Raw genomic sequence first — 14,265 nt, forward strand, 5'->3', positions numbered from 1 at the left:
CCTACGGCTTTGGTGATGTCGACAAGTTCTTCGAAGGCAGCCTGTTCTTCGACGCGGTCAACCCGGAGCTGGAAGGCCGGATGCTGAAGGAATTCGAGCGCATCAAGGCCGGCTTCTGATCCCCGAAAGCGGCGGGCCAGAACGCCCGCCGCACCGTCAAGACCAAACAATCAAGACATAAAAGGATGTGCCAGCATGCCAGGCGCAAATGGGTATTCCATTCTGTTCGAGCCGGTGAAGATCGGTCCCGTCACCACCCGCAACCGCTTTTTCCAGGTGCCGCATTGCACCGGGCTGGGCCACGTCCGTCCGCAGGCAGAGGCGGCGGTGCGCGCGATGAAGGCCGAGGGCGGCTGGTCCGTGGTTTCGACCCAGGAGACCGAGATTCATCCGACCTCCGACCTTGGCCCCTATGCGGAACACCGGTTGTGGGACAAGCATGACATCCCGGCGCTGCAGCTGATGGCGGAACAAGTCCATGCCAAGGGGTCGCTGGCAGCAATCCAGCTGGCGCACAACGGTCACCACGCCACCAACCACCTGACCCGCGCCCCGGCGCTAGGGGTTGGCGACCGCCCGATTGATGCGGTCTACCCGAAACAGGCCCGCGCCATGGACAAGCAGGACATCCGCGACCTGCGCCGCTGGCACCGCGATGCGGCCCTGCGTGCAAAGGAGGCGGGCTTTGACATCGTCTATGTCTACGCCGGCCACCAGATGACGCTTCCGCATCATTTCCTGCTGCCCCAGTACAACACCCGCAGCGATGAATACGGCGGCAGTTTGGAAAACCGGGTCCGCCTGACCCGCGAACTGCTGGAGGACACCCGCGAGGTGCTTGACGGCCACTGCGCCGTCGCCTTCCGCTTTGCCGTTGACCAGATGATGGGCGCCGATGGCATGCAGGCCAGCGAGGAAGGCCGCGCCGTGGTCGAAATGCTGGCGGACCTGCCCGACCTCTGGGACGTGAATGTCGCCGACTGGAGCAACGACAGCCAGACCACCCGGTTCCAGCCCGAGGACGGCTATCAGATCGCCTACACCGATTTCGTGAAGCAGGTGACGAACAAGCCGGTGGTCGGCGTTGGCCGCTTCACCTCCCCCGACCTGATGGCCTCGCTGGTCTCCAAGGGCGTTCTGGATCTGATCGGCGCCGCCCGCCCCTCGATCGCCGATCCCTTCCTGCCCAAGAAGATCGAGGAAGGCCGGATCGAGGAAATCCGCGAATGCATCGGCTGCAACATCTGTGTCTCCGCGGACAACCTGGGCGTCCCGATCCGCTGCACTCAGAACCCCACGATGGGCGAGGAATGGCGGCGCAAATGGCACCCGGAAGTGATCGCCCCCAAGCAGCAGGAAGAGGCGGCGCTGGTGGTCGGCTCCGGCCCTGCGGGCCTCGAATGCGCGATGCAGCTGGCAAAGCGCGGCTATCAGGTGACGCTGGCCGAAGCAGCAGAGGAATTCGGCGGCAGGGCGCTGAAGGAGAGCAGGCTGAAAGGTCTTTCGGCTTGGAAACGGGTTGCCGACAACCGGCTGTGGGATCTTCAGCAGCGTGGCAATGTGCAGATGTTCACCGGCAGCACACTCAGCGCCGCGGAGGTCGCGGAGCTGGGCATTCCCAATGTCTTCCTCGCCACCGGCAGCACCTGGCACCGCGACGGGCGCGGGCGCACCTCGCCGCTGCCCTTGGAGATCAAGGACATCCCCGTTTTCACCCCCGACGACGTGATGGCGGGCACTCTGCCGCCGGACAACGGCCCGGTGCTGCTTTATGATGACGATCAGGGCTACATAGGCGGGGTGCTGGCCAGCCATCTGGCCGCCGCAGGCCGCAAGGTGGAGCTGGTGACGCCGGGCGCCACCGCTTCGGCGTTCACCGATCTGACGCTGGAACAGCACCGGGTGCAGGCGGAACTGCTGGAGGCGGGTGTGGACATCATCCCGCTGCATGCCCTGCAATCGGCGGATGCCAGCGGCGCGGATCTGTCCTGCGTCTACACGGGGCGCACCCGCCGCGTGGATTGCGCCAGCCTACTGATGGTCACCTCCCGCCGGCGCGACACGGCGCTATTTGATGAGCTGAAGGCAAACCACGCGGACAGCCTGACCACGCTGGAGCTGATCGGCGACGCGGCCTCCCCCGGCCTTATTGCCGATGCGGTCTTTGCCGGCCATCTGGCGGCCCGCAATTTCGAACGCGACCCGGCGGCGGCGGATGCCGATTGGTTCCGCCGCGAACTGATTTCCCTCGAAGATATGGGAGGCGCATGATGCCCAAAGACGACCTGCAAGTGATGCGCGAGCTGATGGAGAGCCACCGCGAGGGGTTTGCGCTGGACCGCCATTTTTACACCTCGGAAGCGGTCTATGACCACGACATCAAGATGTTCTGGAACCGCAATTGGATCTGGGTTGGCCACGTCAGCCAGATCGCGGAACCCGGCGACTATTTTCTGTTCGACTACGGCCCGGAGTCGGTGATCGTGGTGCGCGACCGCGAGGGCGAGGTCCGTGCCCATATGAATATCTGCCGCCACCGCGGCTCTCGCGTGTGTTTGGAAAAACAGGGCACCGCGCGGGTGTTTTCCTGCCCCTACCACGCCTGGACCTTTGGGCTGGACGGGCGGCTGCGCGGCGGCCGTGCCATGGGGCCGGATTTCGACCCGTCCGAATACGGGCTGTTCCCGGTGCAAGTGCAGATTTTCCAAGGGCTGATCTTCATCTGCGCCGATGAAAACCCGCCGCCGCTGGCGGAAAGCCTGGACAGCCTGGCACCGCTGTCAGCGCCGATGGGACTGGAAAACCTGAAACTAGCGCATGAGGCCTCCTATCCGGTACCCGCCAACTGGAAACTGGCACTGGAAAACTACTTGGAATGCTACCACTGCGCCCCCTCGCATCAGGACTACTCCCGCAGCCACTCGCTCAAGGATCCGGCGGATGTGGAGAAATACGGCGCGGATCTGCGCGCCCGTTCTGCCGCCGTCGGGCTGCCGGTCGAAGAGCTGGACCTGACCGGTCCTAATGCGCAGGCGCCCGGCGCCGACGTCTACTGGCGCCGTTACCCGCTGTTCCCCGGCTACCAGACCGGCAGCAGGGACGGTGAGCCGCTGGCGCCGCCGCTCGGGCAGCTCAGTGGTCATGACGGCGGTGCCACCGATCTGGCCATCGGCACGCTGAACTATTTCCTTATCTATGCCGACCACCTGGTGGGCTACCGCTTTGTTCCCCGTGGACTGCAGGAAACCGACATCCAGATCGCCTGGTACGTGCGCGGCGATGCCGAGGAAGGGCGCGACTTTGACAAGGAAGCCCTCACCTGGCTTTGGCATGTCACCTCGCTCGATGACGAGCGCATCATCCGCCACAACCAGGAAGGCGTGAATTCGCACCGTTTCGCGCCCGGCCCGCTGTCCGAGATGGAATGGAGCCTGCCCGGCTTCTACCGCAGCTATTTCAGCATGCTCTGACCGGATCTGCCCTACACTTTGCCGCAGGCCCGCATGGGGCCTGCCCTGACCCTGCCCCGGAGACCGCTATATGGTTGACGTTACCAAGACCCGTTCCCGCCGCCGCAGCGGCGGCCGCGATGCCCGCGCCGCGGCCCGCACCCAACCCCCTGCCAGCCAGGCGATCTGGCCCGGCCTTTCCGGCGGGCGCTACCGGCCGCTGTCCGATGCGGACATGCAGAAGATCCACAACGCCGCGCTGACCATCCTGGAGCGCACCGGTATCGGTGATCCGACAGAGGAATTGCTGGATCTGGTGCTGCCCAAGGGCGCCATCCTCAGCGAACACGGCCGCCTCTGCTTTCCCCGCGCGCTGATGGAGGACCTGCTGGCCGGCGCGGCCAATGAATTCTATGTCCACGCCCGCGGCAGCCGTGCGGGCAAGGACGACATGCACTGCACCAAGGACAAGGTCTATTATGCCAATTCCGGCACCGCGGTGACGACCTTTGACGCGGCCAGCCGCAGCTACCGCCCCTCCATCATCCGCGACGTCTATGACTTCACCCGGCTGGTGGACCGGCTCGACAACATCCACATGACCGGCGACACCGTGCTGGGCACCGACGTGCCGCAGGATTTCGAGCACGACATGTCGATGCTCTATTCCATCCTGGCGGGCAGCGAGAAGCCGTCCTGCCTCACCTTCCGCGACCGCTCCCACATCAAGCCGGCGATTGAGATGTTCGACATCGCCTCGGGCGGTGAGGGCAAGTTCCTGCAGAAGCCTTCGGTGATCTTCGGCGGCTGCCCGATCGTGTCGCCGCTGCGGCTGGGGCGCGAGAACCTGGAGATCATGATCGACACCGCCAAGCTGGGCCTGACCTGCGATCTGGCAGTGCCGCCGCAGGCCGGTGCAACCTCCCCTGCCCCGCTGGCGGGCACCCTGGCGCAGGCGGTGGCGGAGACGCTCTCCTGCGTCGCCATCGTCAACCTGATCAACCCCGGCACGCCGGTTGTGTTCGCCGCCTGGCCCTTCATCACCGACCTGCGCACCGGCTCCTTCACCGGCGGATCGGGCGAGCAGGCGCTGATCGGTGCCGCCGCGATCCAGATGGGCAATTTCTACAACCTGCCGACCTCCGTCGGCTGCGGCATGACCGATTCCAAAATCCCGGATGCGCAATACGGGCTGGAAAAGGCGCTGACCTTCTCCCTTGCCGCCCATGCCGGTGCCAACCGCCTGTGCGAGTTCGGCGGCATGGTCGGCTCGCTAATGGGCTGCTCGTTTGAATCCATGGTGATCGACAACGAGGCCGCCGGCATGATCTCCCGCACCCTGCGCGGGATCGAGGTCAGCGACGACACCCTCTCTGTCGATGTGATCCACGACTGCGCCACCGGACCGGGCCATTTCCTCGGCAACACACAGACGCTGCAGTATATGGAGACGGAATATGTCTACCCCGACCTGATGGACCGGGAACTGACGGACACCTGGGAAAAGGCGGGCAGGCAGACCATGTTCGACCGCGCCCGCGAGGTTTCGGACAGGATCCTGGGCGAGCATTATCCGAATTACCTCGGCAGCAAGCTCGACGCAGAGGTCCGCGCCAAGTTCCCGGTCAAACTGCCGCCGGAGGCGATGCGCCCCGGCAAATGATGCCGGGGGCCGCGCTTACTGAACCACCGGTTCCTGCGCCAGTTCCAGATGCAATTCCTTGCCGGTATAGGGGCTGGCGGCGATGGCTACGTCGTCCAGCTCCACCCCCAGTCCCGGCTCCTTGGAGGGGATCACATAGCCGTCCTCCCAGGTGATCGCGGACTTGAGGCAGGACATATAGGGACCTTCAAAGGTGCCGATGCTTTCGAGGATCAGGAAGTTCGGACTGCAGGCGGAAATCTGGATGTTCGCCGCCGCCACCACCGGCCCGCAGTAGAGATGCGGCGCAATCTGCGCTTGCCGGGTCTCGGCCATGGAGGCGATCTTCTTGGCCTCCAAGAGGCCCCCGACCCGTCCCAGATCCATCTGCAGGATCGAGGCCGCGCCGGCCTCCAGCACGCGGGCGAATTCATGCTTGGTGCAGAGCCGCTCGCCAGTTGAAATCGGCACCGAGGTGAACCGCGCCACCTCCGCCATATCGGCGGGGTTTTCCGGCGGCACCGGCTCCTCGAACCACAAGGGTTCATAGGGTTCCAGCCGCCGCGCCATCCGCTTGGCGCCGGAGACGGTGAACTGCCCGTGGGTGCCGAACAGCAGGTCCGCGCGGGTGCCGACCGCCTCGCGGATGCGCTTCACGAACATCTCGCTGCGTTCCAGGTCCTCCAGCCGCGGCTGGTGGCCATCATAGATCGTGTAAGGCCCGGCGGGGTCGAATTTCACCGCGGTAAATCCCTGCTCCACCCGCTGCAGCGCCACCTCCGCCGCGATGTCAGGATCGTTGTAGACATTGGGTGTGTCCGGGTCCGGGTAGACGTCGCCTTCCGGCGGATACAGGTATGTATAGCTGCGCAGCCGTTCATGCACCTGGCCGCCCATCAGCTCGTAAACCGGCTTGCCCGCTGCTTTGCCGATGATGTCCCAGCAGGCCATTTCCAGACCGCTCAGCACCCCCATTACCGTCACGTCGGGCCGCAGTGTGTAGCCCGCGCCATATGACTTGCGCCACAGCTTCTCGATATGGTGCGGGTCGCAGCCTGCGAACTGGCGGGCAAACATCTCTTCCGCCATCGCGCAGCACAGATCCGGGCCGAAAGTGGCGTTGTAGATCTCGCCCACCCCGGTAATGCCGCAAGCGGTGGTCAGGCGCACAAAGATGAAGTAGCGGCCGCCGTGGCGCGGCGGCGGGTTGCCGAACACAAAGGTTTCAATCTTGTCGAGCTTCATCTGAAATTCCCTGTCATTCAGCCGCCACGGGCCTGTTTTCATTGTCATCCAGCACCATCTGCGCGCCGCGGGCGGCCAGCATCATGGTGGGGGCATTGGTATTGCCTGAGGTCACATTCGGGAAAGACGAGGCGTCGATTACCCGCAACCCCGCCACCCCATGCACCCTGAGCCGCGCATCCAACACCGAGTCGGCTGCATTATGCCCCATCCGGCACGTGCAGCTTGCATGAAACACGCTGCCCGCGCGTTCGCGGAAGTTTGCCAGCAGTGCAGCATCATCCATCCCGGCTATATCCGGCACCCGCCGTTCCCGCGTGACCCGTTTCATGGCCGGGGTGGCGGCCAACGCTTGCAGCAGGTGGCTGGCGCGGATGGCGGTTATCTTGTCTTCCTCTGCCGACAGCGAGTTCGGCTCGATCAGCGGGGCCTGGCCGGGGTCGGCGGATTGGATAGTGATCTGCCCGCGGCTGGCCGGGCGGCTGGGCTGCACGCACAGCAGGAAGCCGTTGTCCCTGTCGATCTGCGGCTTGCCATTGGCCTGCGTCGAATAGGATGCCGGGTTGCAGTAGACCTGCACATCCGGCAGCGCCGCGCCCGCGGTGCGGACAAAGCCGCTGCATTGATTGACCGGCACGCTCAGCGGCCCCTTGCGGGTCAGCACATACTGCAGCCCGGCCTTCATTTGCCCGGCAATACTGCCCAGCCGGTCGTTCAGCGTCGCTGTATTGGCCCAGAAGAAATGCGAAACCGCCAAATGGTCCTGCAGCCCCTGCCCCACCTGCGGCAGGTCGTGCGCCACCGCGATCCCGTGCCGCTGCAGCAGCGCCGCCGGGCCGATGCCGGAAAGCTGCAACAGCTGCGGAGAGTTCACCGCACCCGCGCTCAGGATCACTTCGCGCGCCGCCATGGCGGTTTGCGGCTGGCCCTTCAGCCGGAATGCGACGCCGGTGGCACGCTTGCCGCTGGTCAGCACCTTCTCCACCAGCGCGCCGCTGATCACCGTCAGGTTGCCGCGCTTCATCGCAGGCCGCAGGAACGCATCCGCCGAGGACCAGCGCCGCCCGTCTTTCACCGTGCTGCGCACGTAACCCATGCCCTCGCCGGGCAGCGTGTTGGCGCCTTCCTCCGCCGCGGCGTTCATGTCCTGCAGGAAGGGCCAGCCCATGTCCTGCCCTGCTGCCAGAAAGTTCCTGGCAAAGGGATGCATCCGCTCGCTGAGATCGGTGACCCGCACCGGCCCCAACCCGCGCAAACGGCGGCGGCCCTGATGCCATTCGTCGTTGCTCTCCAGGGCCTCATAGCTGCGGCGCACATTCTCCCAGCCCCAGCCAATGGCTCCCGCGGCCTCCCAATCATCGAAATCATGCGGCAGACCGCGCACATAGGCCATCGCGTTGATTGAGCTGGAGCCGCCCAGCACCTTTCCCCGCGGCCAGTAGGCCTCGCGCCCGTTCAGCCCCGGATCCGCCGCGGCAGAGTAACGCCAGTTCACCTCGGGGTCAGAGAAGGTGAAGCCATAGCCGACCGGGATCCTGATCCAGAACCGCCGGTCGGTGCCGCCGGCCTCGATCATCAGCACTTTGTAGCGGCCATTGGCGGTCAGCCGCTCGGCCAGCACACAGCCCGCCGATCCGGCGCCCACGATGATGAAGTCAAATGTCTGCGCCATGGCTTGCCGAGTCCGTTTATTCCCGGCGACCTTGCACAGTGCGCTTGGTGCAAATCAAACAATGTGTTTTACCCCTATGACCTAACTGTGCTTAAAGCTATGCCATGACCGATCTGCCCCATGTCACCTGGCTCAAGGCCTTCGAAGCCGCTGCGCGGCTGAACAGCTTTTCTGCCGCCGCCGAGGAGCTGGGCCTGACCCCTGCCGCCATCAGCCAGCAGATCCGGCTGCTGGAAACGCACCTGAACACGCAGCTGTTCAAACGGCTTCCCCGCGGGGTGGCGCTGACCGACACCGGCCAGGCCTATGCCCAGCCGATCCGAAAATCCTTTGACGACATGCAACGGGCCACCAGCGGGCTGTTCAGCAGGAAACGCCAGCGGGTGGTGCACCTGCGCGCGACGATTTCCTGCGCGGCGCTGGTAATCGCGCCGCAGCTGGCGCGGTTCAGGGCCGAGCATCCGGATATCTTTGTGCAGCTCTCCTCCACCGTCTGGTCCAGCCGGTTCGACGAGGAGGCGCTGGACATCGACATCCGCTATGGCGGCGGCGACTGGCAGGAGGCGCAGATTCTGCACCTGGGTCACGAAAGCGCCATCCCGGTTTGCAGCCCCGCCTATGCCAAAGCCCTTGGCGGGAGCCCTTCTATTGAGGATCTGGCCAGTTCCGACGTGGTGCAGATCATCGGCTCGGAGACCGACTGGGGCCGCTTGGCCGATCTGCACGGGCTGACCCTGCAAGTGACCACCGATTGGCTCAAGGCGGACTCATCGTTGCTGGCGCTGCAAACAGTGGCGGCGGGCCATGGGGTGACGATGGTGCTGGAAAGCTTTGCCCGGCAATACATCGAGCAGGGGCTGGTGATTGCCCCCACCGCATTCAAACTGCCAAAGCGCCGCTCGCACTACATGGTGATCAACGACCGCGCGGGTCAGCGGGAGGAAGTTAAAACCGTCGCCGCCTGGCTGGCGTCGCTGTATCAGGCTCTGACTTGACATGGTTTCCGCGCCTCTCCCGGCGGGGTAAGTGCAGTAAACGTTTTGCCCTAGCCTTGCAGCCCGTCCAGCGAAACCGCCATCGCGCTCCACAGCTCCTCTGCCGGTTCGGTGCCGACCGAGATGCGGATGAACCCCGGCGCCACGGCATCGCCCCAGCGGGCGCGGCGTTCAGCCGAGGTATGCACCCCGCCAAACGACGTCGCGGAGCGGATAAGCGGGCAGCTGTTGATGAAGGCATCGGCCAGTTCGGCACTATCGAGGGTAATCGAGATCAGGAAGCCGAACCGGGCCATTTGCTGCTTGGCCAGTTCATGCGAGGGGTCAGACTCCAGCCCCGGAAAGCGGATCCCCCGCACCAGCGGATGCGCCGCCAGCCGTTCGGCCAGCACCTCCGCGGTGCTGCACATCCGGTCAAAGCGCACCTCCAGCGTTTCCAGCCCCCGGTGCGCCAGCCAGGCCTCCTGCGGACCGGGGATGCCGCCGCCGAACTGGCGCCATTCGCGCGCGGCCAGCAGCACATCCGAATTACGGGTGGCCAGATGCCCCATCAAAACATCGGAATGCCCACCCGGCGCCTTGGTGTCAGAGGCCACCACGACATCCGCACCCAGTTCCAGCGGGCGCTGGCCCAGCGGGGTCATGGTGGTGTTGTCGACAATCAGCAGCCCGCCCGCCGCGTGCACCGCCTCCGCAATCGCGCGCAGGTCGCAGAGGTCCAGTCCGGGGTTCGAAGGTGTTTCCGCAAATACAACGTCAAAGCCTTCGAAGCCGCCCTCGGCAAAACTGGTGGTGGGGCGCTGGTGAACTTCCACGCCGAGGCTCTGCAGGAACCGCTCGCTCAGGCGCCGGGTCACATAATAGCCGTCCGACGGGATCAGCAGTTTCGAGCCTGTTTTGACGGTGGCAAACAGCGCCGCCGAGATCGCCGCCATGCCCGACGGATAGGCCAGCGCGGGCGCGTCCTCCAGGTACCCCAGCACATGCTCCAGTTGCTCCCAGGTGGCATTGTCCACCCGGCCATAGCTGGGGCCACCGGTCCAGTCGCCCGGCAGGTGGTACATCGAGCTTTGCGTCAGCGGCAGTGCCACCGGATCGCCTTCGGACAGCGTGTTGCCGCGCAAGTGCAGCATGGCGCCGGATTTGGGAGCGGTGGGGTTGTCCATTGGCGGCGCCTTTCCTGAATGCGGGTTCGGCAAATTCATAGCGGGCGCCCCGCAAAAGAGACAAGGCCGGAAACGCAATGTTCCCGGCCTTCGGCTTTGTCCGGTTTTTGGGGGTTCAGCCCATCCAGCGACGGACCGGGGCGGCGGATTCCTCCAATGCCTGGCAGACAACGTCGATCAGGGTCGGGCCATCATGGGCAAAGGCCTCTTTGATCGCCTGATCCAGATCTTCCGGGCGTTCCACCTGCCAGGTCTTGACCCCAAACGCCTCAGCCACTGCGGCGTGGTTGGTGCGGTTGAAGTCCACATTGTAATAGCGCTTATCACAGTCGTCGCGCTGGCTGGCCTTGATCCAGCCGAAGTTCGCGTTGGAGAACACCACATAGGTGATCGGCGCATTGCAGCGCACCACGGTTTCCAGCTCGCCGCAGGTGAAGTTGAAGGACCCGTCGCCCATCATCCCCACCACCTTGGATCCGGGACGCCCGAACCAGGCGCCCAGCGACGCTGACAGCGCATACCCCAGCGCACCATGCGCGCGGTTGGTGATGTACTGGCGGCCCGGGTTCTTCTGCTGCGAATAGGCGTTGTAATAGGGACAGCTGGTGCCGGGGTCGGAGACCACAATGGCTTCCTCCGGCAAGTTCTGGTTCAGCGCGTGGATGATCTGCTCCGGCAGCACCTGATCGGTTTTGCTGTGCGCCAGCTCCTCAAACTTGGCAAACTTGCGCTGCTTGATGTCGGCAATTTTTGCGGCACCGCCAAATGAGGGCAATTCGCCCTCGCGGCCATCCAGATAGGCGTTCACCGCCTGCAGCGCCAGCTTCAGGTCTGCCACCACGCCCACCTCGGTCGGGTAGTTGGCGCCGATCACCATCGGATCGTTGTCGAAGTGCACAATACGCTGGCCCGGCTTCGGCGCCTCCCAGCGCGAGGTGGTGGTGGAGCCGGCCCGGCAGCCCATGAAGACCACCAGATCGGCCGCTTCCATCAACTCCCAGGTTTCGTTGGTGCCGCCGTTGGAGCCGACCACACCCAGCGATTGCGGATGCGCATCGGCCAGCGACCCCTTGCCGGAGATCGACGTGCCCACAGCGATGTCGAGGCGTGAGGCAAGCCTGCCCAGCTCCTCCATCGCGCCGGAAATCACCACGCCGCCGCCGCACACGATCAGCGGCGATTTTGCGGAAAGGATGGCCTCAACTGCCGCCTCCGCTGCACCCGGTTCCGGCGCCGCGCGGTAGGCGGGGTAGCTCTGATGCTTGGGGTCGCCCCAGATGTCATCGGCCGGAACATCATCATACTGGATGTCATAAGGCAACCCCAGATGCGCCGAGCCGGAGCGGCCGGTGGTCATCGCCCGGAACGCCTGGCGCACCATGCGCGGTATATGATCGGCGCGCTTGATCACCGTGTTGAACTTGGTCAGCGGTCCCATCAGGACCTCCTGATTGACCTCAGTCAGCGGGTATTTCCCGTATGACCCCACCGAGATGTCAGTGGTGATCGCCAGCACCGCATAGGAGCTTTCATTGGCCTCGATCAGCCCCGGCAGGATGTAGGTGGCGCCGCCGCCGGACGGCCCCTCGCACACCCCCACCCGGCCGGTCACACGGGAGAACCCGTCAGCCATATAAGCCGCACTGCGCTCGTCGCGGGTAAGGACATGGGTGATGCCATGCTCCAGCCGGTTCATGGCGTCATAGAAAGGCAGCGTGGTGTCGCCGCAAAGACCAAAGATATGGGTGACGCCGTGCGCCTCCAAGGAGCGCACCATCGCCTCAGCGCCGTTCATCGTGTTTTTCATGGGTGCCCCCTGAAGCCGTCGTGAAACCTCTCCCGGAAGACGCCCGGGATTCGTGCTCCGAACTGTATACAATTTTGTAGATAGAAGTGAAGACCGAATTTCAGTTTTCTGAAACGACCTACCAAAGCCCTTCTACCTTGCAGATTCCGTGAGGATTTCAGTCACATACTTTCGCCAAGCCTCGGCAAAACTGGCGGCCAGCTGCGACAGCGGACGTTCGCTGGGGGTGAGAATCGAATAGCCAAAAGGGATCTGCGGCTCAAACGGCAGGAACCTGATCCGCTCCTCGCCCGCGTTGCTGCGGCGGTAGCTTTCGGCGCTGAGCACATCAACCACGGCACAGGCCTGGCCCGCGGCGATGAAATGGAACAGCGGCAGAAAGTACTGCGCGTCATAGCGCAGGTTGAATTCGGCGCCCGCGGCCAGAAACACCTGCGAGGTGGCCTGATAGGTGTTGTGATCCGGCTGCAGCGCGCCCATCGGCAGGCCGTTCAGATCGGCCGCCGTGATCACCTCGCGCTCCGCCAGCGGGTGGCTGGCCGGCACGGCGCAGAGGCAATTGCTCGGCAGCTCCTCCGCCGTGTACAGCTTGCGGTCGCCGCGGAACCGGGTCATGTCGCAGAAGCCGATGTCGAAACTGTTGGCCGCCACCAGGCTGCGCACCTGCGGCGAGGAGCGGGTAGCCAGCGTCACCCGCACCTCGGGCTTGCCTGCCACGAACCGGCTGATGAATTCCGGCAGCAGATAGGTCGACGGCCCCGGCATCGCCACGATGCGGATCGAGCCCTGCACACGGTCGCGCATGTTGGCCAGGTTCTGTTGCGCCGTTTCCATCCGCGACAGGATCTCGGTCGCCTCCTCCATCAGATACTGCGCTTCGGGCACCGGCACCAGGCGGCGGCCCTCGCGCAGGAACAGCGGCAGGCCCAGCTCTTCCTCCAGCGTCTTGATGGCGGCGCTGATCGCGGGCTGGGTGCGGTGCAGGTTGCGCGCCGCCTGGCTGACCGATCCGGTCTTCATGACCTCGTGAAAGACCGCAAGCTGGTGAGAGTTCATCAAAGGTCCTCTGGCGCAAAGAAAACATAAATCTGATCTATGTATACAGTATAATTTTAAATTTGTACTTATGCTTTTCCTTTATCATGATGCAAAAATCGGAGGAGAGAGCTGCCGGGCGAGGCCGCAGCCAAAACCAAGGGAAGAGACAATGGGAATTTTCAAGAAACTGACCGGGGCCGCACTGGCCTGCACCATGCTGACCGGCGCCGCGGCGGCGCAGGACATGACCTTTTTCCGCATCGGCACCGGCGGCGCGGGCGGCACCTATTTCCCGATCGGCGGCATCATCGCCAATGCGATTTCCAACCCGCCGGGCTCGCGCTCCTGTGACGAGGGCGGCAACTGCGGCGTGCCGGGCCTGGTGGCGATGGCGCAGTCGACCAACGCCTCGGCGCACAACGTGAACGCGATCCAGGCAGGCCAGATGGAAGCGGGCCTGTCCGGTGCCGCAACCCTGCATTTCGCCTATCACGGCAAGGGCAAGTTCGAGGGCAACGCCAAGCCCGACCTGCGGGTGATTGCCAACCTGTTCCCGGAAGACCTGCACCTGGTGCTGCCCGAGGGCCACAAGCTGGAGAGCCTTGCGGACCTCAAGGGCAAGCGCGTCGGGATCGCGCAGGCCGGTTCCGGCACCCAGATCGCGGTGGAGCTGATCCTGGGCGACCACGGCGTCAACCGCGATAACATCGACGAGGCTGAGCTGAACAACGCCCAATCCGCCGAGCGCATCGCCGACGGCCAGCTGGACGCCTATTTCTATGCCGCGGGCACGCCTGTCGCGGCGATGATCCAGCTCGACAACACCAAGGGCATGGAGCTGCACAACTGGTCGGCGGAAGAGGTCAAGATGGCCAACACCACCGTGCCCTACTACATCCCGTCGACCATTCCGGCAGGCACCTACCCGGGTGTGGATTATGATGTGAACACCGTGGCGGTCTCCGGCATGCTGGTCACCAATGCCAACATGGACGAAGAGCTGATTTATCAGATCACCAAGGCGATGTGGTCCGATACCGCCCGCAAGCTCCTGGACAACGGCCACCCCAAGGGCAAGGCGATCACCCTGGAAACCGCGCTGGACGGCGTTGAGGGCATCGGCGTGCCGCTGCACCCGGGTGCCGAACGCTTCTACCGCGAAATCGGCATGCTGAAGTAATTCCTCCCCTGAACTGCGGCAGCAGGGTACGCTCTGCTGCCGCTCTTGTTTCCCGGCACCCCTGTCCGCAG

Annotated in this window: 10 protein-coding genes; 5 read left to right on the top strand and 5 right to left on the bottom strand. The window is 64.4% G+C overall.

Annotated features, from left to right (window positions below; all coding sequences use genetic code 11):
• Positions 1–195 precede the first annotated feature (195 nt).
• From AB1A62_RS18095 to AB1A62_RS18105, 3 genes are all read left to right on the top strand, one after another.
• Positions 196–2,271 (top strand): FAD-dependent oxidoreductase, encoded by a 2,076-nt coding sequence (locus AB1A62_RS18095; protein ID WP_366662876.1) that lies wholly within the window; start codon positions 196–198, stop codon positions 2,269–2,271.
• Positions 2,271–3,470, top strand: coding sequence for an aromatic ring-hydroxylating dioxygenase subunit alpha (locus AB1A62_RS18100; RefSeq protein ID WP_366662877.1), 1,200 nt, complete (start codon positions 2,271–2,273; stop codon positions 3,468–3,470). The genes AB1A62_RS18095 and AB1A62_RS18100 overlap by 1 nt, the downstream gene beginning before the upstream one ends.
• Positions 3,471–3,540: 70 nt before the next feature.
• Positions 3,541–5,112 (top strand): trimethylamine methyltransferase family protein, encoded by a 1,572-nt coding sequence (locus AB1A62_RS18105; RefSeq protein ID WP_366662878.1) that lies wholly within the window; start codon positions 3,541–3,543, stop codon positions 5,110–5,112.
• A 15-nt stretch (positions 5,113–5,127) separates the two neighbouring features.
• Here AB1A62_RS18105 and AB1A62_RS18110 read toward each other — a convergent pair whose 3' ends face one another.
• Together AB1A62_RS18110 and AB1A62_RS18115 are read right to left on the bottom strand one after the other, a co-directional pair.
• On the bottom strand, positions 5,128–6,336 hold the full coding sequence (locus AB1A62_RS18110; protein WP_366662879.1) for a mandelate racemase/muconate lactonizing enzyme family protein: 1,209 nt from the start codon (positions 6,334–6,336) through the stop codon (positions 5,128–5,130).
• Positions 6,337–6,349: 13 nt separating this feature from the next.
• On the bottom strand, positions 6,350–8,008 hold the full coding sequence (locus AB1A62_RS18115; RefSeq protein WP_366662880.1) for a GMC family oxidoreductase N-terminal domain-containing protein: 1,659 nt from the start codon (positions 8,006–8,008) through the stop codon (positions 6,350–6,352).
• 104 nt (positions 8,009–8,112) lie between these two features.
• On the opposite strand from AB1A62_RS18115, the gene AB1A62_RS18120 reads away from it, so the two are divergent.
• Positions 8,113–9,003: a LysR substrate-binding domain-containing protein gene (locus AB1A62_RS18120; RefSeq protein WP_366662881.1), complete on the top strand. Its 891-nt coding sequence runs from the start codon at positions 8,113–8,115 to the stop codon at positions 9,001–9,003.
• A 50-nt stretch (positions 9,004–9,053) separates the two neighbouring features.
• Here the strand turns inward: AB1A62_RS18120 and AB1A62_RS18125 are convergent, their stop codons facing one another.
• From AB1A62_RS18125 to AB1A62_RS18135, 3 genes are all read right to left on the bottom strand, one after another.
• Positions 9,054–10,169: a cystathionine gamma-lyase gene (locus AB1A62_RS18125; protein WP_366662882.1), complete on the bottom strand. Its 1,116-nt coding sequence runs from the start codon at positions 10,167–10,169 to the stop codon at positions 9,054–9,056.
• Between the two features lie 115 nt (positions 10,170–10,284).
• On the bottom strand, positions 10,285–11,976 hold the full coding sequence (locus tag AB1A62_RS18130) for a thiamine pyrophosphate-binding protein (protein WP_366662883.1): 1,692 nt from the start codon (positions 11,974–11,976) through the stop codon (positions 10,285–10,287).
• A gap of 132 nt (positions 11,977–12,108) precedes the next feature.
• A complete protein-coding gene (locus AB1A62_RS18135; RefSeq protein ID WP_366662884.1) occupies positions 12,109–13,032 on the bottom strand; it encodes a LysR family transcriptional regulator in 924 nt (307 codons plus the stop codon).
• Positions 13,033–13,183: 151 nt separating this feature from the next.
• Here AB1A62_RS18135 and AB1A62_RS18140 point away from each other — a divergent pair, with 151 nt between their 5' ends.
• Positions 13,184–14,194, top strand: a complete 1,011-nt coding sequence (locus tag AB1A62_RS18140; RefSeq protein WP_366662885.1) for a TAXI family TRAP transporter solute-binding subunit — start codon at positions 13,184–13,186, stop codon at positions 14,192–14,194.
• The last annotated feature ends 71 nt before the right edge of the window (positions 14,195–14,265 follow it).

Origin of the sequence: Leisingera sp. JC11, assembly GCF_040704725.1 — a bacterium.
In the GTDB taxonomy this organism is placed as follows: domain Bacteria; phylum Pseudomonadota; class Alphaproteobacteria; order Rhodobacterales; family Rhodobacteraceae; genus Leisingera.

Bases quoted from the DNA above. Each gene is read 5' to 3' on its own strand.
- AB1A62_RS18095 (WP_366662876.1), top strand. From the start codon at position 196: ATGCCAGGCGCAAATGGGTATTCCATTCTGTTCGAGCCGGTGAAGATC.
- AB1A62_RS18100 (WP_366662877.1), top strand. From the start codon at position 2,271: ATGCCCAAAGACGACCTGCAAGTGATGCGCGAGCTGATGGAGAGCCAC.
- AB1A62_RS18105 (WP_366662878.1), top strand. From the start codon at position 3,541: ATGGTTGACGTTACCAAGACCCGTTCCCGCCGCCGCAGCGGCGGCCGC.
- AB1A62_RS18110 (WP_366662879.1), bottom strand. From the start codon at position 6,336: ATGAAGCTCGACAAGATTGAAACCTTTGTGTTCGGCAACCCGCCGCCG.
- AB1A62_RS18115 (WP_366662880.1), bottom strand. From the start codon at position 8,008: ATGGCGCAGACATTTGACTTCATCATCGTGGGCGCCGGATCGGCGGGC.
- AB1A62_RS18120 (WP_366662881.1), top strand. From the start codon at position 8,113: ATGACCGATCTGCCCCATGTCACCTGGCTCAAGGCCTTCGAAGCCGCT.
- AB1A62_RS18125 (WP_366662882.1), bottom strand. From the start codon at position 10,169: ATGGACAACCCCACCGCTCCCAAATCCGGCGCCATGCTGCACTTGCGC.
- AB1A62_RS18130 (WP_366662883.1), bottom strand. From the start codon at position 11,976: ATGAAAAACACGATGAACGGCGCTGAGGCGATGGTGCGCTCCTTGGAG.
- AB1A62_RS18135 (WP_366662884.1), bottom strand. From the start codon at position 13,032: ATGAACTCTCACCAGCTTGCGGTCTTTCACGAGGTCATGAAGACCGGA.
- AB1A62_RS18140 (WP_366662885.1), top strand. From the start codon at position 13,184: ATGGGAATTTTCAAGAAACTGACCGGGGCCGCACTGGCCTGCACCATG.